11 protein-coding genes and 1 pseudogene are annotated in these 15,261 nt (G+C 71.9%); 7 read left to right on the top strand and 5 right to left on the bottom strand.

Translation table 11 applies throughout. From position 1 onward, the window contains the following. Positions 1-20: 20 nt before the first annotated feature. Together recD2 and DC008_RS12070 are read left to right on the top strand one after the other, a co-directional pair. Positions 21-2,312 carry an SF1B family DNA helicase RecD2 gene (gene recD2, locus DC008_RS12075; protein WP_108706979.1) on the top strand — a complete coding sequence of 764 codons (2,292 nt, stop codon included), beginning with the start codon at positions 21-23 and terminating at the stop codon, positions 2,310-2,312. A gap of 266 nt (positions 2,313-2,578) precedes the next feature. Continuing rightward, a complete protein-coding gene (locus DC008_RS12070) occupies positions 2,579-3,868 on the top strand; it encodes a citrate synthase (protein ID WP_055623491.1) in 1,290 nt (429 codons plus the stop codon). Positions 3,869-4,498: 630 nt separating this feature from the next. Here DC008_RS12070 and DC008_RS12065 read toward each other — a convergent pair. From DC008_RS12065 to DC008_RS12055, 3 genes are all read right to left on the bottom strand, one after another. Then, positions 4,499-6,817: a heavy metal translocating P-type ATPase gene (locus DC008_RS12065; protein WP_425276538.1), complete on the bottom strand. Its 2,319-nt coding sequence runs from the start codon at positions 6,815-6,817 to the stop codon at positions 4,499-4,501. A 7-nt stretch (positions 6,818-6,824) separates the two neighbouring features. Then, positions 6,825-7,064, bottom strand: a complete 240-nt coding sequence (locus DC008_RS12060) for a heavy-metal-associated domain-containing protein (protein ID WP_055623522.1) — start codon at positions 7,062-7,064, stop codon at positions 6,825-6,827. Between the two features lie 162 nt (positions 7,065-7,226). Further along, on the bottom strand, positions 7,227-7,832 hold the full coding sequence (locus DC008_RS12055) for a TetR/AcrR family transcriptional regulator (protein WP_244221489.1): 606 nt from the start codon (positions 7,830-7,832) through the stop codon (positions 7,227-7,229). Positions 7,833-8,154: 322 nt separating this feature from the next. Between DC008_RS12055 and DC008_RS12050 the strand changes: the two genes are divergently transcribed. Together DC008_RS12050 and DC008_RS12045 are read left to right on the top strand one after the other, a co-directional pair. Continuing rightward, on the top strand, positions 8,155-10,416 hold the full coding sequence (locus DC008_RS12050; RefSeq protein ID WP_108706977.1) for an MMPL family transporter: 2,262 nt from the start codon (positions 8,155-8,157) through the stop codon (positions 10,414-10,416). A gap of 50 nt (positions 10,417-10,466) precedes the next feature. Beyond that, positions 10,467-11,519: a zinc-dependent alcohol dehydrogenase family protein gene (locus DC008_RS12045; protein WP_108706976.1), complete on the top strand. Its 1,053-nt coding sequence runs from the start codon at positions 10,467-10,469 to the stop codon at positions 11,517-11,519. A gap of 227 nt (positions 11,520-11,746) precedes the next feature. Here DC008_RS12045 and DC008_RS12040 read toward each other — a convergent pair whose 3' ends face one another. Both DC008_RS12040 and DC008_RS12035 read right to left on the bottom strand, forming a co-directional pair. Further along, positions 11,747-12,325: a GNAT family N-acetyltransferase gene (locus tag DC008_RS12040; protein ID WP_108706975.1), complete on the bottom strand. Its 579-nt coding sequence runs from the start codon at positions 12,323-12,325 to the stop codon at positions 11,747-11,749. 75 nt (positions 12,326-12,400) lie between these two features. Next, the gene (locus DC008_RS12035) at positions 12,401-12,601 is read right to left on the bottom strand and encodes a helix-turn-helix transcriptional regulator (protein ID WP_055623495.1); all 201 of its coding nucleotides are present in this window, start codon (positions 12,599-12,601) and stop codon (positions 12,401-12,403) included. Positions 12,602-13,002: 401 nt separating this feature from the next. Here DC008_RS12035 and iolC point away from each other — a divergent pair, with 401 nt between their 5' ends. The 3 genes and pseudogenes from iolC to DC008_RS35930 all read left to right on the top strand — a co-directional run. After that, positions 13,003-13,953 (top strand): 5-dehydro-2-deoxygluconokinase, encoded by a 951-nt coding sequence (iolC, locus tag DC008_RS12030; protein ID WP_108706974.1) that lies wholly within the window; start codon positions 13,003-13,005, stop codon positions 13,951-13,953. Continuing rightward, a complete protein-coding gene (locus tag DC008_RS12025) occupies positions 13,950-14,831 on the top strand; it encodes a Cgl0159 family (beta/alpha)8-fold protein (protein WP_108706973.1) in 882 nt (293 codons plus the stop codon). Before iolC ends, DC008_RS12025 begins: the two co-directional genes overlap by 4 nt. 242 nt (positions 14,832-15,073) lie before the next feature. Further along, positions 15,074-15,259: pseudogene (locus DC008_RS35930) on the top strand (hypothetical protein); the annotation flags it as partial. Positions 15,260-15,261 lie beyond the last annotated feature (2 nt).

Here is a 15,261-nt window from a genome sequence, read left to right as displayed (position 1 = left end):
CCCACCGGTACCGTCGGATCATGGCCAACCAGTCCGGACCGGACGCCGGGGAGCGGCGGCTTGCCACGCTCGAAGGTGTGCTGGAGCGCATCACCTACGCCAACGAGGAGAACGGCTACACGGTCGCCCGTGTCGACACCGGCCGCGGCGCCGGTGACCTGCTGACCGTCGTCGGGGCGCTGCTCGGCGCGCAGGTGGGGGAGTCCCTGCGGATGGAGGGCCGCTGGGGCTCGCACCCGCAGTACGGCAAGCAGTTCCACGTCGAGAACTACACGACCGTGCTGCCCGCCACCGTGCAGGGCATCCGGCGCTACCTCGGCTCGGGGCTGGTGAAGGGCATCGGGCCCGTCTTCGCCGACCGGATCACCCAGCACTTCGGCGTGGACACGCTGCGGATCATCGAGGAGGAGCCCAAGCGGCTCATCGAGGTCCCCGGGCTCGGGCCCAAGCGGACGAAGAAGATCGCCGAGGCCTGGGAGGAGCAGAAGGCGATCAAGGAGGTCATGCTGTTCCTCCAGACCGTGGAGGTGTCCACCTCCATCGCCGTGCGGATCTACAAGAAGTACGGGGACGCCTCCATCTCCGTCGTGAAGAACGAGCCGTACCGCCTCGCCGCCGACGTCTGGGGCATCGGCTTCCTCACCGCCGACCGGATCGCCCAGTCCGTCGGCATTCCGCACGACAGCCCGGAGCGGGTCAAGGCCGGTCTGCAGTACGCCCTGTCCCAGGCCACCGACCAGGGCAACTGCTACCTCCCCGAGGAGCAGCTGATCAAGGACGCGGTCAAGCTCCTCCAGGTCGACACCGGCCTCGTCATCGACTGCCTGGCCGAGCTCGCGCAGATCCCCGAGGACGGCTCCGACCCCGGTGTCGTACGGGAGAGGGTGCCGGGCCCCGACGGCGCCGACGAGCCCGTGACGGCCGTCTACCTGGTGCCGTTCCACCGGGCGGAACTGTCCCTGTCCGCGCAGCTGTTGCGGCTGCTGCGGACCGACGAGGACCGGATGCCGGGGTTCGGGGACGTGGACTGGGACAAGGCGCTGGGCTGGCTCAGAAGCCGTACCGGCGCCGACCTCGCCCCCGAGCAGGAGGCCGCCGTGAAGCTGGCCCTGACCCGGAAGGTCGCCGTCCTGACCGGCGGCCCGGGCTGCGGCAAGTCCTTCACGGTCCGCTCGATCGTGGAGCTGGCCCGCGCCAGGAAGGCGAAGGTGGTGCTCGCCGCGCCGACCGGCCGCGCGGCCAAGCGCCTCGCCGAGCTGACCGGCGCCGAGGCGTCCACCGTCCACCGGCTCCTGGAGCTCAAGCCGGGCGGCGACGCGGCGTACGACCGGGACCGCCCGCTGGACGCCGATCTGGTCGTCGTCGACGAGGCGTCCATGCTGGACCTGCTGCTGGCGAACAAGCTGGTCAAGGCCGTACCGCCGGGCGCCCACCTGCTGTTCGTCGGGGACGTCGACCAGCTCCCCAGCGTCGGCGCCGGCGAGGTGCTCAGGGATCTCCTCGCCGACGGCGGCCCCGTCCCGGCCGTGCGCCTCACGCGCGTGTTCCGACAGGCCCAGCAGTCAGGCGTGGTGACCAACGCGCACCGGATCAACGCCGGGCAGCACCCGGTCACCGACGGCATGAAGGACTTCTTCCTCTTCGTGGAGGACGACACCGAGGAGGCCGGCCGGCTCACCGTGGACGTGGCGGCCCGCCGCATCCCGGCCAAGTTCGGCCTCGACCCGCGCCGGGACGTGCAGGTGCTGGCGCCCATGCACCGCGGCCCGGCCGGCGCCGGCACGCTCAACGGCCTGCTCCAGCAGGCGGTCACACCCGGCCGCCCCGACCTGCCGGAGAAGCGCTTCGGCGGTCGCGTCTTCCGTGTCGGCGACAAGGTCACGCAGATCCGCAACAATTACGAGAAGGGGGAGAACGGCGTCTTCAACGGCACCGTGGGCGTGGTCACCTCGCTCGACCCGGTCGACCAGCGCCTGACGGTGCTGACGGACGAGGACGAGGAGGTGCCGTACGACTTCGACGAGCTGGACGAGCTGGCGCACGCGTACGCGGTCACGATCCACCGCTCCCAGGGCAGCGAGTATCCCGCCGTCGTGATCCCCGTCACGACCGGAGCATGGATGATGCTCCAGCGGAACCTGCTGTACACGGCGGTGACCCGCGCCAAGCGTCTGGTCGTCCTCGTGGGTTCGCGCAAGGCGATCGGCCAGGCGGTGCGCACGGTGTCGGCGGGACGCCGCTGCACGGCCCTCGACTTCCGCCTCGCGGGCGGGACGGCGGGCGGACCCGCGAGCGGACTCACGGGTGGCTGAACCCCGCCGTCCGGCCCCCGCACACAGCCCCCCGTGACCAGGACTTTCGTCAGCTCGCGAAAAAAATGATCGATCAAATGAGTCGCGAAGGTCACAGACCACTTCCAGATGGGCAAGACAGGGGGCAGGATGGCAGGTTGGCGGCACTCAGTGCCGCCAATAGGCCCAATGGTCGACCCCGAGTGCACTCTCCTGAGCCGAATGGGGGAGGGTAGAGACAGTCAGGGCAACCTCGAAGATGAGGCACAACGTCGGTGAGGGAAGACGTGAGCGACAACTCTGTAGTAGTGCGGTACGGCGACGGCGAGTACACCTACCCGGTGATCGACAGCACCGTCGGCGACAAGGGCTTCGACATCGGCAAGCTCCGCGCCCAGACCGGTCTGGTGACGCTGGACAGCGGCTACGGCAACACGGCCGCGTATAAATCCGCCATCACCTACCTCGACGGCGAGGCGGGCATCCTCCGCTACCGCGGCTACCCGATCGAGCAGCTGGCCGAGCGCTCCACCTTCCTGGAGGTCGCCTACCTGCTCATCAACGGCGAACTGCCGACGGTCGACGAGCTCTCGTCGTTCAAGAACGACATCACGCAGCACACCCTGCTGCACGAGGACGTCAAGAACTTCTACAAGGGCTTCCCGCGCGACGCCCACCCGATGGCCATGCTGTCCTCGGTCGTCTCCGCGCTGTCCACCTTCTACCAGGACAGCCACAACCCGTTCGACGAGACGCAGCGCAACCTCTCCACGATCCGGCTGCTCGCCAAGCTTCCGACGATCGCCGCGTACGCGTACAAGAAGTCGATCGGCCACCCGTTCGTCTACCCGCGCAACGACCTCGGCTACGTCGAGAACTTCCTGCGTATGACGTTCTCGGTGCCGGCGCAGGAGTTCGAGCTCGACCCGGTCGTCGTGGCCGCCCTCGACAAGCTGCTGATCCTGCACGCGGACCACGAGCAGAACTGCTCGACGTCCACGGTCCGCCTGGTCGGCTCGTCGCAGGCGAACATGTTCGCGTCGATCTCCGCCGGTATCTCCGCGCTCTGGGGCCCGCTGCACGGCGGCGCCAACCAGTCCGTGCTGGAGATGCTGGAGGGCATCCAGGCGTCCGGCGGGGATGTCGACTCCTTCATCCGCAAGGTGAAGAACAAGGAGGACGGCGTCCGCCTGATGGGCTTCGGCCACCGGGTCTACAAGAACTTCGACCCGCGCGCCAAGATCATCAAGGCCGCCGCGCACGACGTCCTCTCCGCTCTCGGCAAGTCCGACGAGCTGCTGGACATCGCGCTCAAGCTGGAGGAGCACGCGCTCTCCGACGACTACTTCGTCTCGCGCAGCCTCTACCCGAACGTGGACTTCTACACCGGCCTGATCTATCGGGCCATGGGCTTCCCGACCGAGATGTTCACGGTCCTGTTCGCCCTCGGCCGGCTGCCGGGCTGGATCGCCCAGTGGCACGAGATGATCAAGGAGCCGGGTTCCCGTATCGGCCGCCCGCGCCAGATCTACACGGGCGTCGTCGAGCGCGACTTCGTCCCGGTCGAGGAGCGCTGAGCCGCCCCCACCGCGTCCTGGAGCCCCGTGTCCGACCGAGCAGGTCGGGTGCGGGGCTTCCGTGCGTCATGGAAGACACGTACGCGTTCCGGAAGAACACGGATGAGGGCATAGAAGAAGGCGCCCTGGCGGCGGTCCCCCCACGGGCCGACGTCCAGGGCGCCTTCCCATGTCCCGGTGCGGATTCCCCCCACGGGATCCGGCCGGGCGTCTGTGAGGACAGCGCCTGAATCGCTGTTGAGCACAATGAGCAGAACTCGACGTACTCATCTATGCGGTTGTTCTGTGCGGTCTGCCGGGACAGCGCACACTCGGGAGGGCCGCTCAAAGCTTCCCGAGATGCGTGCCCCGGCAACGCAACTCTGAGGAAGTCCCCCAAGACATCCTCAGATGCCAGTGGGCGCCCCCCAAGACGCCGCCTGACATCGTCAACTTAGACCTTCGAACCCCTTCGATGGTTACGTTCACATCACTGTGATCTGCGTCTCTTGCATATGTCCGTTAGGTGCGCAAGAGACCCGATACGGCGACCGGGGCTCCAGCGTAAGGATGATGCGTGAGCCTTGTGAAGAGCTTATGTGAGCCCGGCGCAGGACTCCAGGGGGGTCCGGGGGGGTTCTTCCTACGAATTCACCGGAACGTCCGCAGACGCAGGCTGTTGGTCACCACGAACACGGACGAGAAGGCCATGGCGGCCCCCGCGATCATCGGGTTCAGCAGCCCCGCCGCGGCCAGCGGCAGCGCGGCGACGTTGTACCCGAAGGCCCACACCAGATTGCCCTTGATGACGGCCAGCGTCCGCCGGGACAGCCGGATCGCGTCCGCGGCCACCCGAAGATCACCTCGCACCAGCGTCAGATCGCTCGCCTCGATCGCCGCGTCCGTGCCCGTCCCCATCGCGAGCCCCAGATCGGCGGTGGCGAGCGCCGCCGCGTCGTTGACGCCGTCGCCGACCACGGCCACCGAACGCCCCTCGCGCCGCAACCGCCGTACGGCCTCCACCTTCTCCTCGGGCAGGACCTCCGCGATCACCTGATCGATACCGACCGAGTGCGCCACCGCCTCGGCCACCCGCCGGTTGTCGCCCGTCAGCAGGATCGGGGTGAGCCCCAGCGCGCGCAGCCAGCGGACCGCCTCGGCGCTGCTCTCCTTCACCGTGTCCGCGACGGCGAGGACGCCCCGCGCCCACCCGTCCCAGCCGACCACGACGGCCGTACGGCCCTCCCGCTCGGCCTTCTCGGCGGCGCGGGCCAGCTCCTGGGGCAGGACGGCGGTGTTCTCGGCGAGGCGGCCCACGGCGACGTCATGGCCCTCCACACGGCCGCGTACGCCCTTCCCGGGCACGTTCGCGAAGTCTTCGACGGCGGGCAGTCGTCCGGCCCGCTCCTCGGCACCGGCGGCGACCGCACGGGCCACCGGGTGCTCGGAGGCGTGCTCCACGGCGCCCGCGAGCCGCAGCAGCGTCCCCTCGTCCACTCCGTCGGCGGGGTAGACGCCCTGAAGCGTCATCCGGCCCGTGGTGACCGTGCCGGTCTTGTCCAGCAGGACGGTGTCGACCCGGCGCGTGGACTCCAGCACTTCGGGGCCCTTGATGAGAATGCCGAGCTGCGCGCCGCGCCCCGTGCCGACCATCAGGGCCGTGGGCGTGGCCAGGCCCAGCGCGCACGGGCAGGCGATGATCAGGACCGCGACGGCGGCGGTGAACGCCGCGGCCGTGTCGTCGGTGACGCCGAGCCAGGCGCCGAAGGTGGCGACCGCGAGGACGATGACCACGGGCACGAAGACGGCGGAGATCCGGTCGGCGAGCCGCTGCACCTCGGCCTTGCCGTTCTGCGCCTCCTCCACGAGCTTCGCCATGCGGGCCAGCCGGGTGTCCTCCCCGACCCGGGTCGCCTCCACGACGAGCCGGCCGCCCGCGTTGACCGTGGCCCCGGTGACGGCGTCCCCGACGCCCACGTCCACCGGCGCCGACTCCCCGGTCAGCAGGGCGGCGTCCACGGCGGAGGCGCCCTCGACGACGGTGCCGTCGGTGGCGATCTTCTCGCCGGGCCGTACGACGAACCGGTCCCCGACGGCCAGTTCGCCGACCGGCACCCGGACCTCGCGCCCGTCCCGCAGGACGCCGACGTCCTTCACGCCCAGCTCCATCAGGGCGCGCAGCGCGTCGCCCGCGCGGCGCTTGGCGCGTGCCTCCAGATGGCGGCCGAGGAGGATGAAGGTGACCACCCCGGAGGCGACCTCCAGGTAGATCTGCGAGGCGCTCTCCCCGCGGGACACCGTGAACGAGAAGCCGTCGCGCATCCCGCTCATCCCGGCGTCGCCGAGGAACAGCGCCCACAGCGACCAGCCGAACGCCGCCAGCGTGCCCATCGAGACCAGCGTGTCCATGGTGGCGGCGCCATGCCGGGCGTTGGTGAACGCGGCCCGGTGGAAGGGCCGGCCGCCCCACACCACGACCGGGGCGGCGAGGGTGAGCGCGAGCCACTGCCAGGAGTCGAACTGCAGGGCCGGGACCATCGACATGAGGATCACCGGCACGGTGAGCAGCGCGGAGACGGTCAGGCGCTGCCGGTAGGAGTCCGGCCCGGTGTCCCCGGTGTTCTCCGGGGTTGCGCCTGGCTCCTCGGGTGCGGGCCGGGGCGGCTCCGGCTCGCGCGCGGTGTACCCCGTCCGCTCCACGACGGCGATCAGATCGGCGACCGAGACCTCGGCGGGCCGGCTGACCTTCGCCTTCTCGGTCGCGTAGTTCACCGAGGCGGTCACGCCGTCCATGCGGTTGAGCTTCTTCTCGACGCGGGCCGCGCAGGACGCGCAGGTCATCCCGCCGATGAGCAGCTCGACCTCGGAAGCGGCGGCCGCCTCGGAAGCAGCGGCTCCCTCGGGGGCGACGGCCGCCTCGGGGGAGGCCGGGGCCTCGGCTATCGCCGGATCGCCGGTGGTGCGGGGCACGGCGGGATCAGATCCGGCCGACCAGTTCGAAACCGGCCTCGTCGACGGCCTCGCGCACGGCGGCCTCCTCCAGCGGGGCGGCCGAGACCACGGTGACCTCGCCGGTCGAGGCGACTGCCTTCACCGAGCTGACGCCGGGCAGCTCGGAGATCTCGCCGGAGACGGCACCCTCGCAGTGCCCGCAGCTCATGCCGCTCACCTTGTAGACGGCGGTGACGGAACCGGTCGTGTCGGTCTGGGCGGTCATGTCGTTCTCCTCGTCGAGGCGTGTGGGGCCGAGGGGGCCCAGGGGGACCCCATCACGTTCAACCGTATACCCCTATGGGGTACTGCTCCAAGAGAGGTCGGCCCTGTCGGCACAGCACGCCTGTTCGGCGGGTACCGCGCCCACGCGCCCCGATGCGGGGTGTCACACGCCGGGCAGGGGACCCGCGGCCTCCGCGTGGCCCATCCGGTCGCCCACCAGCGGCGCGAGATAGCGGATCAGGACGTTCTTCAGCTCCCGCACATAGGCCTCGCGCTCGGCGCCCTCATGGGCGAGCACCAGCTCCAGGCCCGCCTTGTACAGGCCCAGGCACATCTGGGCGGTGCGGGTGAGGTCGGCCGGGGCGGCGTCGGGGAGCAGGGACGACAGCAGCGCCTCGATGCGACTCAGCAGGGTCGCGTGCAGGGCGTCGTGGTCCTCCGCGATCCGGCCGGGGACGTCGGGGCCGTGCATCAGTGTGAAGAACACCGGGTGGTCGCAGTTGAACGTGATGAACCGGTCGACGGCCGCGGTGACCGCCTCCTCCAGGGAGGTCGTGGGGTCCACCGGGGCCAGCGCCTCGCCGTACGTCTCGCGCATCTGCCGCATGAGACGCCCGCCGAGCTCGATGGCGATCGCCTCCTTGTTCGGGAAGAACTGGTACAGCGTGCCGGGCGAGACGCCGGCCTCACGGGCGATGGCGTTGGTGCTGGCGGCCGAGTAGCCGGTGGTCGTGAAGACGGCGGCCGCGGCCTCCAGCAGCTGGGCGATACGGCGCTCGCCGCGGGCCTGGCGGCGGCGCGGCTGCTCCTTCTCGCGACCGTCCTGGCCGCCCGGACCTTCCCGGCCGCCTCGGCCGTCCTGACCCTCCCGGCCGTCCTGGCTGTCGCGGTCTTCCTGGCTCTGTGGGCTGTCCTTCTCCCGGTTGGCGGACACGCGTATCCCCAGCTTCCTGAACGCGATTGACAAACGCGAGTCACCGCTCGCATTCTTGAAACGCGAGCGGTCGCTCGTGTTTGCCAGTCTATGGCAGTGACGCTTCCATGCTGCCCTCCTTGCGCACAGCCGGATCAGGGTGAAGGGGACCCGCACCATGAAAGACGCCGACAGCTCACCCCGCGTCGGAGGCTGGACCCGTTTCGTGACGGCACGCCCCCGGCTCTCCCTGCTCGTGGCCCTGGTGATCACCGCGCTCGCCGTGCTGGCGGGCAGCGGGGTCGCCGACCGCCTGGGCAGCGGCGGCTGGGAGGACCCGGACGCCGAGTCCACCTACGCCACCCGGGCCCTGGAGCGGGCGTTCCCCGCCTCCCAGCCCAACCTGCTGCTCCTGGTGGACGCCGGTGAGGCCTCAGTGGACGACCCGGGTGTCGCCGCGGAGGCCGAGAAGCTCACCGCGCGCCTGGCCCGCGAGAAGGGCGTCGTCGGCGTCGGCTCCTACTGGCGGGCGGACGCCGCCTCGGCCCCCGCCCTGCGCGCCGAGGACGGGCACGAGGCGCTGATCGCCGCCCGTATCACCGGCGACGAGACGCGGATGGGCGAGACGCTGGACCGCATCGCGCCGGAGCTGCGGGGCGCCCACGGCCCGGTGCAGGTCTCCGTCGGCGGCCCCGTCGCCGTACGGCACGAGATGCAGACGACCATCCAGGAGGACCTGATCCGGGCCGAGGTGATCGCCCTGCCGGTCACCCTGGTGCTGCTCGTCATGGTCTTCGGCAGCGCGGTGGCGGCCCTGCTGCCCCTCGGCATCGGCATCGTGGCGATCCTCGGCACCAACGCGGTGCTGCGCGGACTGACCGAGTTCACCGACGTGTCGGTCTTCGCCATGAACCTCACCACGGCCCTCGGCCTCGGGCTCGCGGTGGACTACGCCCTGTTCATCGTCCGCCGCTTCCGCGAGGAGCTGACGGCCGGAGCGGAGCCGCTGACCGCGGTCGGCACCACCCTGCGCACCGCCGGGCGCACAGTCCTGTTCTCGGCGCTCACCGTCGCCGTCTCCCTCGCGGCGATGCTGCTCTTCCCGCAGTACTTCCTGCGGTCCTTCGCCTACGCCGGTATCGCGGTCGTCCTGCTGGCGGCGGCCGCCGCGCTGATCCTGCTGCCCGCGGCCCTCATCCTGCTCGGGCACCGGGTCAACGCGCTCGACCTGCGCCGGCTGTTCCGGCGCGGACGGAGGCCCGAGGCCGCGGGGGCCGACGAGACCGCCGGGGACCCCGCGCGGACCCAGGGCGGGGCATGGGCCGGCACCGCGCGGATCGTCATGCGCCGCGCCCCCTTCTTCGCCCTCGGCACCACCGCGGTGCTGGTCCTGCTCGGGCTGCCCTTCCTGGGCGTGAAGTTCGGCACCGCCGACGACCGGCAGCTGCCGTCGAGCGCCGAGTCCCATGTCGTCCAGCAGCACATCCGGGACGGCTTCCCGGGCAGCCCCGGCGGCGGCCTGGAGGTGCTCGCCGAGGGCCGCGCCACCCCGGCCGAGTACACCGCGTACAAGGAGCGGGTCTCCGCGCTGCCGCAGGTACTCCGGGTCGACGGGCCCCTGGTGCGGGGCGAGTCGGCATACTTCACCGTGCTCCCCAGGGGCGAGGCGGTGGACGACCCGGCCCAGGCCCTCGTGCACGAGCTGCGCGCCGCACCGGCACCGTTCGACACCAAGGTGACCGGCGCCGCGGCGGTCCTCGTCGACTCCAAGGACGCCATAGCCGAGCGCCTGCCGGCGGCCGTCGCCTTCATCGCCGTCGTCACCCTGCTGCTGGTGTTCCTGCTGACCGGCAGCGTGCTGATCCCGCTCCAGGCCGTGGTGCTCAACGCGCTCAGTCTGACGGCGATGTTCGGCGCGGTGGTCTGGGTCTTCCAGGACGGGCACCTGTCCGGGCTGCTGGGCTTCACCAGCCCGGGCTCGATCGAGACGACCCTGCCGGTGCTGATGTTCTGCGTCGCCTTCGGACTCTCCATGGACTACGGCGTGTTCCTGCTGTCCCGCATCAAGGAGGAGTACGACGCGACGGGTGACCACGAGCAGGCGGTCCGGCACGGGCTGCAGCGCACCGGCGGACTGATCACCGCCGCCGCCGTGATCCTCGCCGTGGTGATGGTCGCGATCGGCACGTCCCGGGTGACCAACACCAAGATGCTGGGCCTCGGGATCGCGCTGGCCGTGCTGATGGACGCGATGATCGTCCGCAGTCTGCTCGTCCCGGCGGTCATGCGGCTCACGGGCCGGGCGACCTGGTGGGCGCCGGGGCCGCTGCGACGGTTCCACGAGCGCTTCGGTGTCAGCGAGTCCGACGGTGCACCCGCGGGCGAGACGGGCGCCGGGAAGCAGGACCCGGCCCGGGACAAGGTGACCGCACGCGGATAGCGTGACGCGGGCCCGCCGGGGAGCGGGGGCCGAGGTCAGGAGGAGTCGGGATGCGCGCTGTGGTGTTCGAGCGGTTCGGTGAGCCGGCGCGGGTGCGGGACGTGCCGGACCCGGTTCCCGCGCCGCACGGCGTGACCGTGCGGGTCGAGGCGACCGGCCTGTGCCGCAGCGACTGGCACGGCTGGCAGGGACACGACCCGGACATCGTGCTGCCGCATGTTCCGGGGCATGAACTGGCCGGGGTGGTCGAGGCCGTCGGCGACCGGGTCACCGGCTGGCGGCCCGGCGACCGGGTCACGGTGCCGTTCGTCTGCGCGTGCGGCGCCTGCGGGGCGTGTGCGGCGGGCGACCAGCAGGTGTGCGAGCGGCAGACCCAGCCCGGCTTCACCCACTGGGGCTCCTTCGCCCAGTACGTGGCCCTGGACCACGCCGATGTGAACCTCGTCGCGGTGCCCGAGGAGATGTCCTTCGCGACGGCGGCCTCCCTGGGCTGCCGGTTCGCCACAGCGTTCCGGGCGGTCGTGCAGCAGGGCCGGGTGGCGGCGGGGGAGTGGGTCGCCGTGCACGGCTGCGGCGGGGTCGGTCTGTCCGCCGTGATGATCGCGGCCGCGTCGGGCGCCCGGGTCGTCGCGGTCGACGTGTCACCGCAGGCCCTGGACCTCGCGCGGAAGTTCGGGGCGGCGGAGTGCCTGGACGCGTCCGCCGTACCCGACACGGCGGCGGCGGTCCGCGACCTCACCGGCGGCGGCGCGCACCTCTCCCTGGACGCCCTCGGATCGCCAGTCACCTGCGCCGCCTCCATCGGTGGCCTGCGCCGCCGCGGGCGGCATGTCCAGGTGGGCCTGCTGCCCTCCGAGTCCGGCACGACCCCGGTCCCCATGGCCCGCGCGATCGCGCTGGAGCTGGAGATCCTCGGCAGCCACGGCATGGCGGCCCACACCTACCCGCCGATGCTGGAGCTGGTGCGGGCCGGCGTGCTGCGGCCGGATCTGCTGGTGACGTCGTCGATACCGCTGGACGACGTGCCGGCCGCTATGGAGGCGATGGGCTCGGCGCCGGGCGCCGGGGTGACGGTCGTCGAGCCGTGGGGCCGGGACAGCTGACGTCCGCGCGGCCCGCCAAGCGAGTACAGGCCGCAAGCCGACCGACCCACACGCCGGCAGCCGACCCACACGCCGGCAGCCGACCCACACGCCGGCAGCCGAGCCGCAAGCCCACGGGGCCGACCGACACGCCGGCGGCCGAGCCGCAATCCCACGGGGCCGAGCCGCAAGCCTGCAGCCGAGCCGCAAGCCCACGGGGCCGAGCCGCAGGCCACCTGCGCCACCCGCTAGACGGGATCCAAGCGGGGGTGCCCCCGATGCCCCGCCCACTCCCGCTCGAGCATCGCCATCAGCACCCAGTCCCGCCAGATGCCGTCCCGGAGGTCGGCCTCTCGTCGGACGCCCTCCCGGACGAAGCCGACCTTCTCGTACACGCGCAGGGCACGGGCGTTGTGGCCGTACGCCTCCAGCTGGATCCGGTGCAGGCCGAGCTGCTCGAAGCCGTACCCGGCGATGAGCCGGGTGGCCTCGGTGCCGAGCCCCCGCCCGCGCCCCCGGGGTCCGATGAGCGTGCGGAACGTACAGCCGCGGGCGTGCGCGTCCCACTCGAACAGCACGACCTCGCCGACGAGTTCGCCGGTGGTCCGGTCGGTGACGGCGAGGTCGAGACGGTCGGTCTGCTCGGACCGTGAGCCGTACCAGGAGCGCAGCCGTTCCTCCGTCAGTTCGGCGGAGGGCTCGCCGGTGAAGCGGACGACGTCGGGGTCCTCGATGATCTCCGCCATCACGGTGGCGTCGGCCTCGGTGAACGGCCGCAGCACGGTCCGTTCGCCGGTCAGTACGGGTTTGACGGAGAAATCGCTCATGGGGACGACTGTGCCCCACGGGTCAGGTGGGGCACAGGTGGTTTTCCGGGTGGCCGTCCGTCCGTAACCCGGGGGTCAGTCCGGCCGCAGACCCCGATTGCGGGGCCGTGACGCCACCCAGGCGCGGACGGTGTCGGGGTGCCAGAAGGGTTTGCCGTTCTCGACATGGTCGGGTGGGGGCAGCAGTCCGTGTTTGCGGTAGGAGCGCACGGTGTCGGGCTGCACCTTGATGTGCGCCGCGATCTCCTTGTACGACCAGAGCCTTCGGTCGGTCATCGGTGGCACCTCCTCGCGCGCCCGGTGGCGACCGGGAGCGGTCGTCGGGGGGACCGGGCGCTGTGTCGGCGATCACAAGCCTGTGTCCGGTCAACGACGCAGCGTGACCATGGGCAGGGCCTGTGCGTCGGGTGTGACGCAGGTCGCGCGGACCTGCGACACCCGTGACACGGAGGTGGTCTTTGTGACGCGTGTGCAGCAAAGGCGCACGCGGGCGTATCGGCGCGGCGCGTTGACGGAGGGGTCGATCACCGGCGCACGGCCGACACCTCCTCACCACACCCTCGTTCGAATGTCTGGACAAAACATTGACATGCTCCCCCGGGCGGGCTACAAAGCCGTGGAGGGCCGTGCCTCACCGCCGGCCCGAGGACTCGTGACGAGGGAGACCGAGGGCACCGATGGCGTACGACGTGATCACCATGGGCCGGATCGGGGTGGACCTCTACCCGCTGCAGACGGGGGTCCCGCTGTCCCAGGTCACGTCCTTCGGCAAGTTCCTCGGCGGCTCGGCGACCAATGTCGCGGTCGCCGCGGCCCGTCTCGGGCGCCGGACCGCCGTGATCACCCGCACCGGCGACGACCCCTTCGGCGCCTACCTCCACGAGGCCCTCCAGGGCTTCGGCGTCGACGACCGCTGGGTCACCCCGGTCCCCGGACTGCCCACCCCGGTCACCTTCTGCGAGGTCTTCCCGCCGGACGACTTCCCGCTGTACTTCTACCGCCGCCCCAAGGCCCCCGACCTGGAGATCGACGCGCACGAGCTCGACCTCGACGCCATCCGGGACGCCCGCGTCTTCTGGGTCACCGGCACCGGCCTCAGCGAGGAGCCGAGCCGTACGGCGACGCTCGCGGCCCTCGCCCACCGCGCGAAGTCCGGCGTCACGGTCTTCGACCTCGACTGGCGCCCCATGTTCTGGCAGGACCCCGACGAGGCCCGCCCCTTCTATGCCGAGGCGCTGAAGCACACCACGGTCGCCGTCGGGAACCTCGACGAGGTGGAGGTGGCGACCGGCGTCCGCGAACCCCATGCCGCAGCCCGGGCGTTGCTGGACGCCGGGGTCGAACTGGCCGTCGTCAAACAGGGCCCCAAGGGCGTCCTCGCCGTCGACCGGGACGGGCGCGTGGCGGAGGTGTCACCGCTGCCCGTCACGGTCCTCAACGGCCTCGGCGCGGGCGACGCCTTCGGCGGTTCCCTCTGCCACGGCCTGCTCGAGGGCTGGGACCTGGAGACGGTCATGCGGCACGCCAACGCGGCCGGCGCCATCGTCGCCTCCCGCCTGGAGTGCTCCTCCGCCATGCCGACACCCGGCGAGATCGAGGCCGCGCTCGCCGCCGGGGCGGTCCGGTGAACGTCGACGTCGCGGAGCTGGTCCGGCTGCGCGCCCGGCACCCGCAGGCCGTCGCGGAGGCGGCGGAGCGCCGTACCCGCAGGCCGCTGCTCGGCGACTCCGGCCGGCTGATGATCGTGGCCGCCGACCACCCGGCCCGAGGAGCCCTCGGCGTCGGTGGCCGGGGACTCGCGATGGCCGACCGCGCCGACCTGCTGGGCCGCCTCCGCCTCGCGCTGTCCCGGCCCGGCGTGGACGGGGTCCTCGCCACCGCCGACATCCTGGACGACCTGCTGCTGCTCGGCGCGCTCGACGGCAAGGTCGTCATGGGCTCACTGAACCGCGGCGGTCTGGCCGGGGCGTCGTTCGAGATGGACGACCGCTTCACCGGCCACCGGCCCGAGGACCTCGAACGCCTCCGCTTCGACGCCGGGAAGCTGCTGCTGCGCGTCGACTACGCCGACCCGGGCTCCCTGGCCACGCTGGAGTCGGCCGCACGAGCCGTCGACGCGATGGCCGCCCGTGAACTGCCGGTGTTCGTCGAGCCGTTCATCAGCCGGCGGACCCCCGGCGGCACGATCGCCAACGACCTGTCCGCCGAGGCGGTCACCCGGTCCATCGCCATAGCCTCGGGCCTCGGCGGCACCTCCGCCTACACCTGGCTCAAGCTGCCGGTCACCGACGACCCCGACCACATGGCCGAGGTCCTGGAGACCTCCACGCTGCCCGTCGTCCTGCTCGGCGGCGAGGTCGGCGCCGACCAGGACCGGGCATACGAGAAGTGGCGGGGCGCCCTGCGTCTGCCCACCGTGCGCGGCCTGGTGGCCGGCCGGTCGCTGCTCCACCCGGCCGACGGCGATGTGGCCGCCGCCGTGGACACCGCGGTGGGACTGCTGTGAGCCCGCCATGACGACGTGCCGGACGCCCCGCCCCGCGCCCCCGCGGACCCACGGCCCCCGTCCGGCCCGGCACGACCCCGCCGGCCCGCCCAGCGCGGCCCCGGCGACCCGAACGCCTCCGGCGCGGGAGGCCGCTTTGCTTTGGCAGGAGCGAAGAGCGAGCGATGACTCCCCGCCCGCTACGGCCCCGCGCCGGAGGTCCCCGCACAGCCCGGTCGTCCCGCACCATGGAACTGTGCCGGGTGCTCGCCGCCGACACTCCCACATGTGTCTACGACGGGACCGAAACGGCCGACACTGTGTCGGGCCCGTCGCCCGCGCCGGCCTGGTGGGATGTACCTGTGGCCGAGACCGCGACCGGAGCGTCTGCGGTCAGGGGCCGAGAGCTGTACGAACGGCACGTGTCCTCCCGACGCCGCCATCTGTGAAG

Origin of the sequence: Streptomyces nigra (assembly GCF_003074055.1) — a bacterium.
Lineage (GTDB): Bacteria > Actinomycetota > Actinomycetes > Streptomycetales > Streptomycetaceae > Streptomyces > Streptomyces nigra.
Note: the sequence above shows the minus strand (reverse complement) of the source record. Positions and strands in the feature narration are given on the sequence as shown.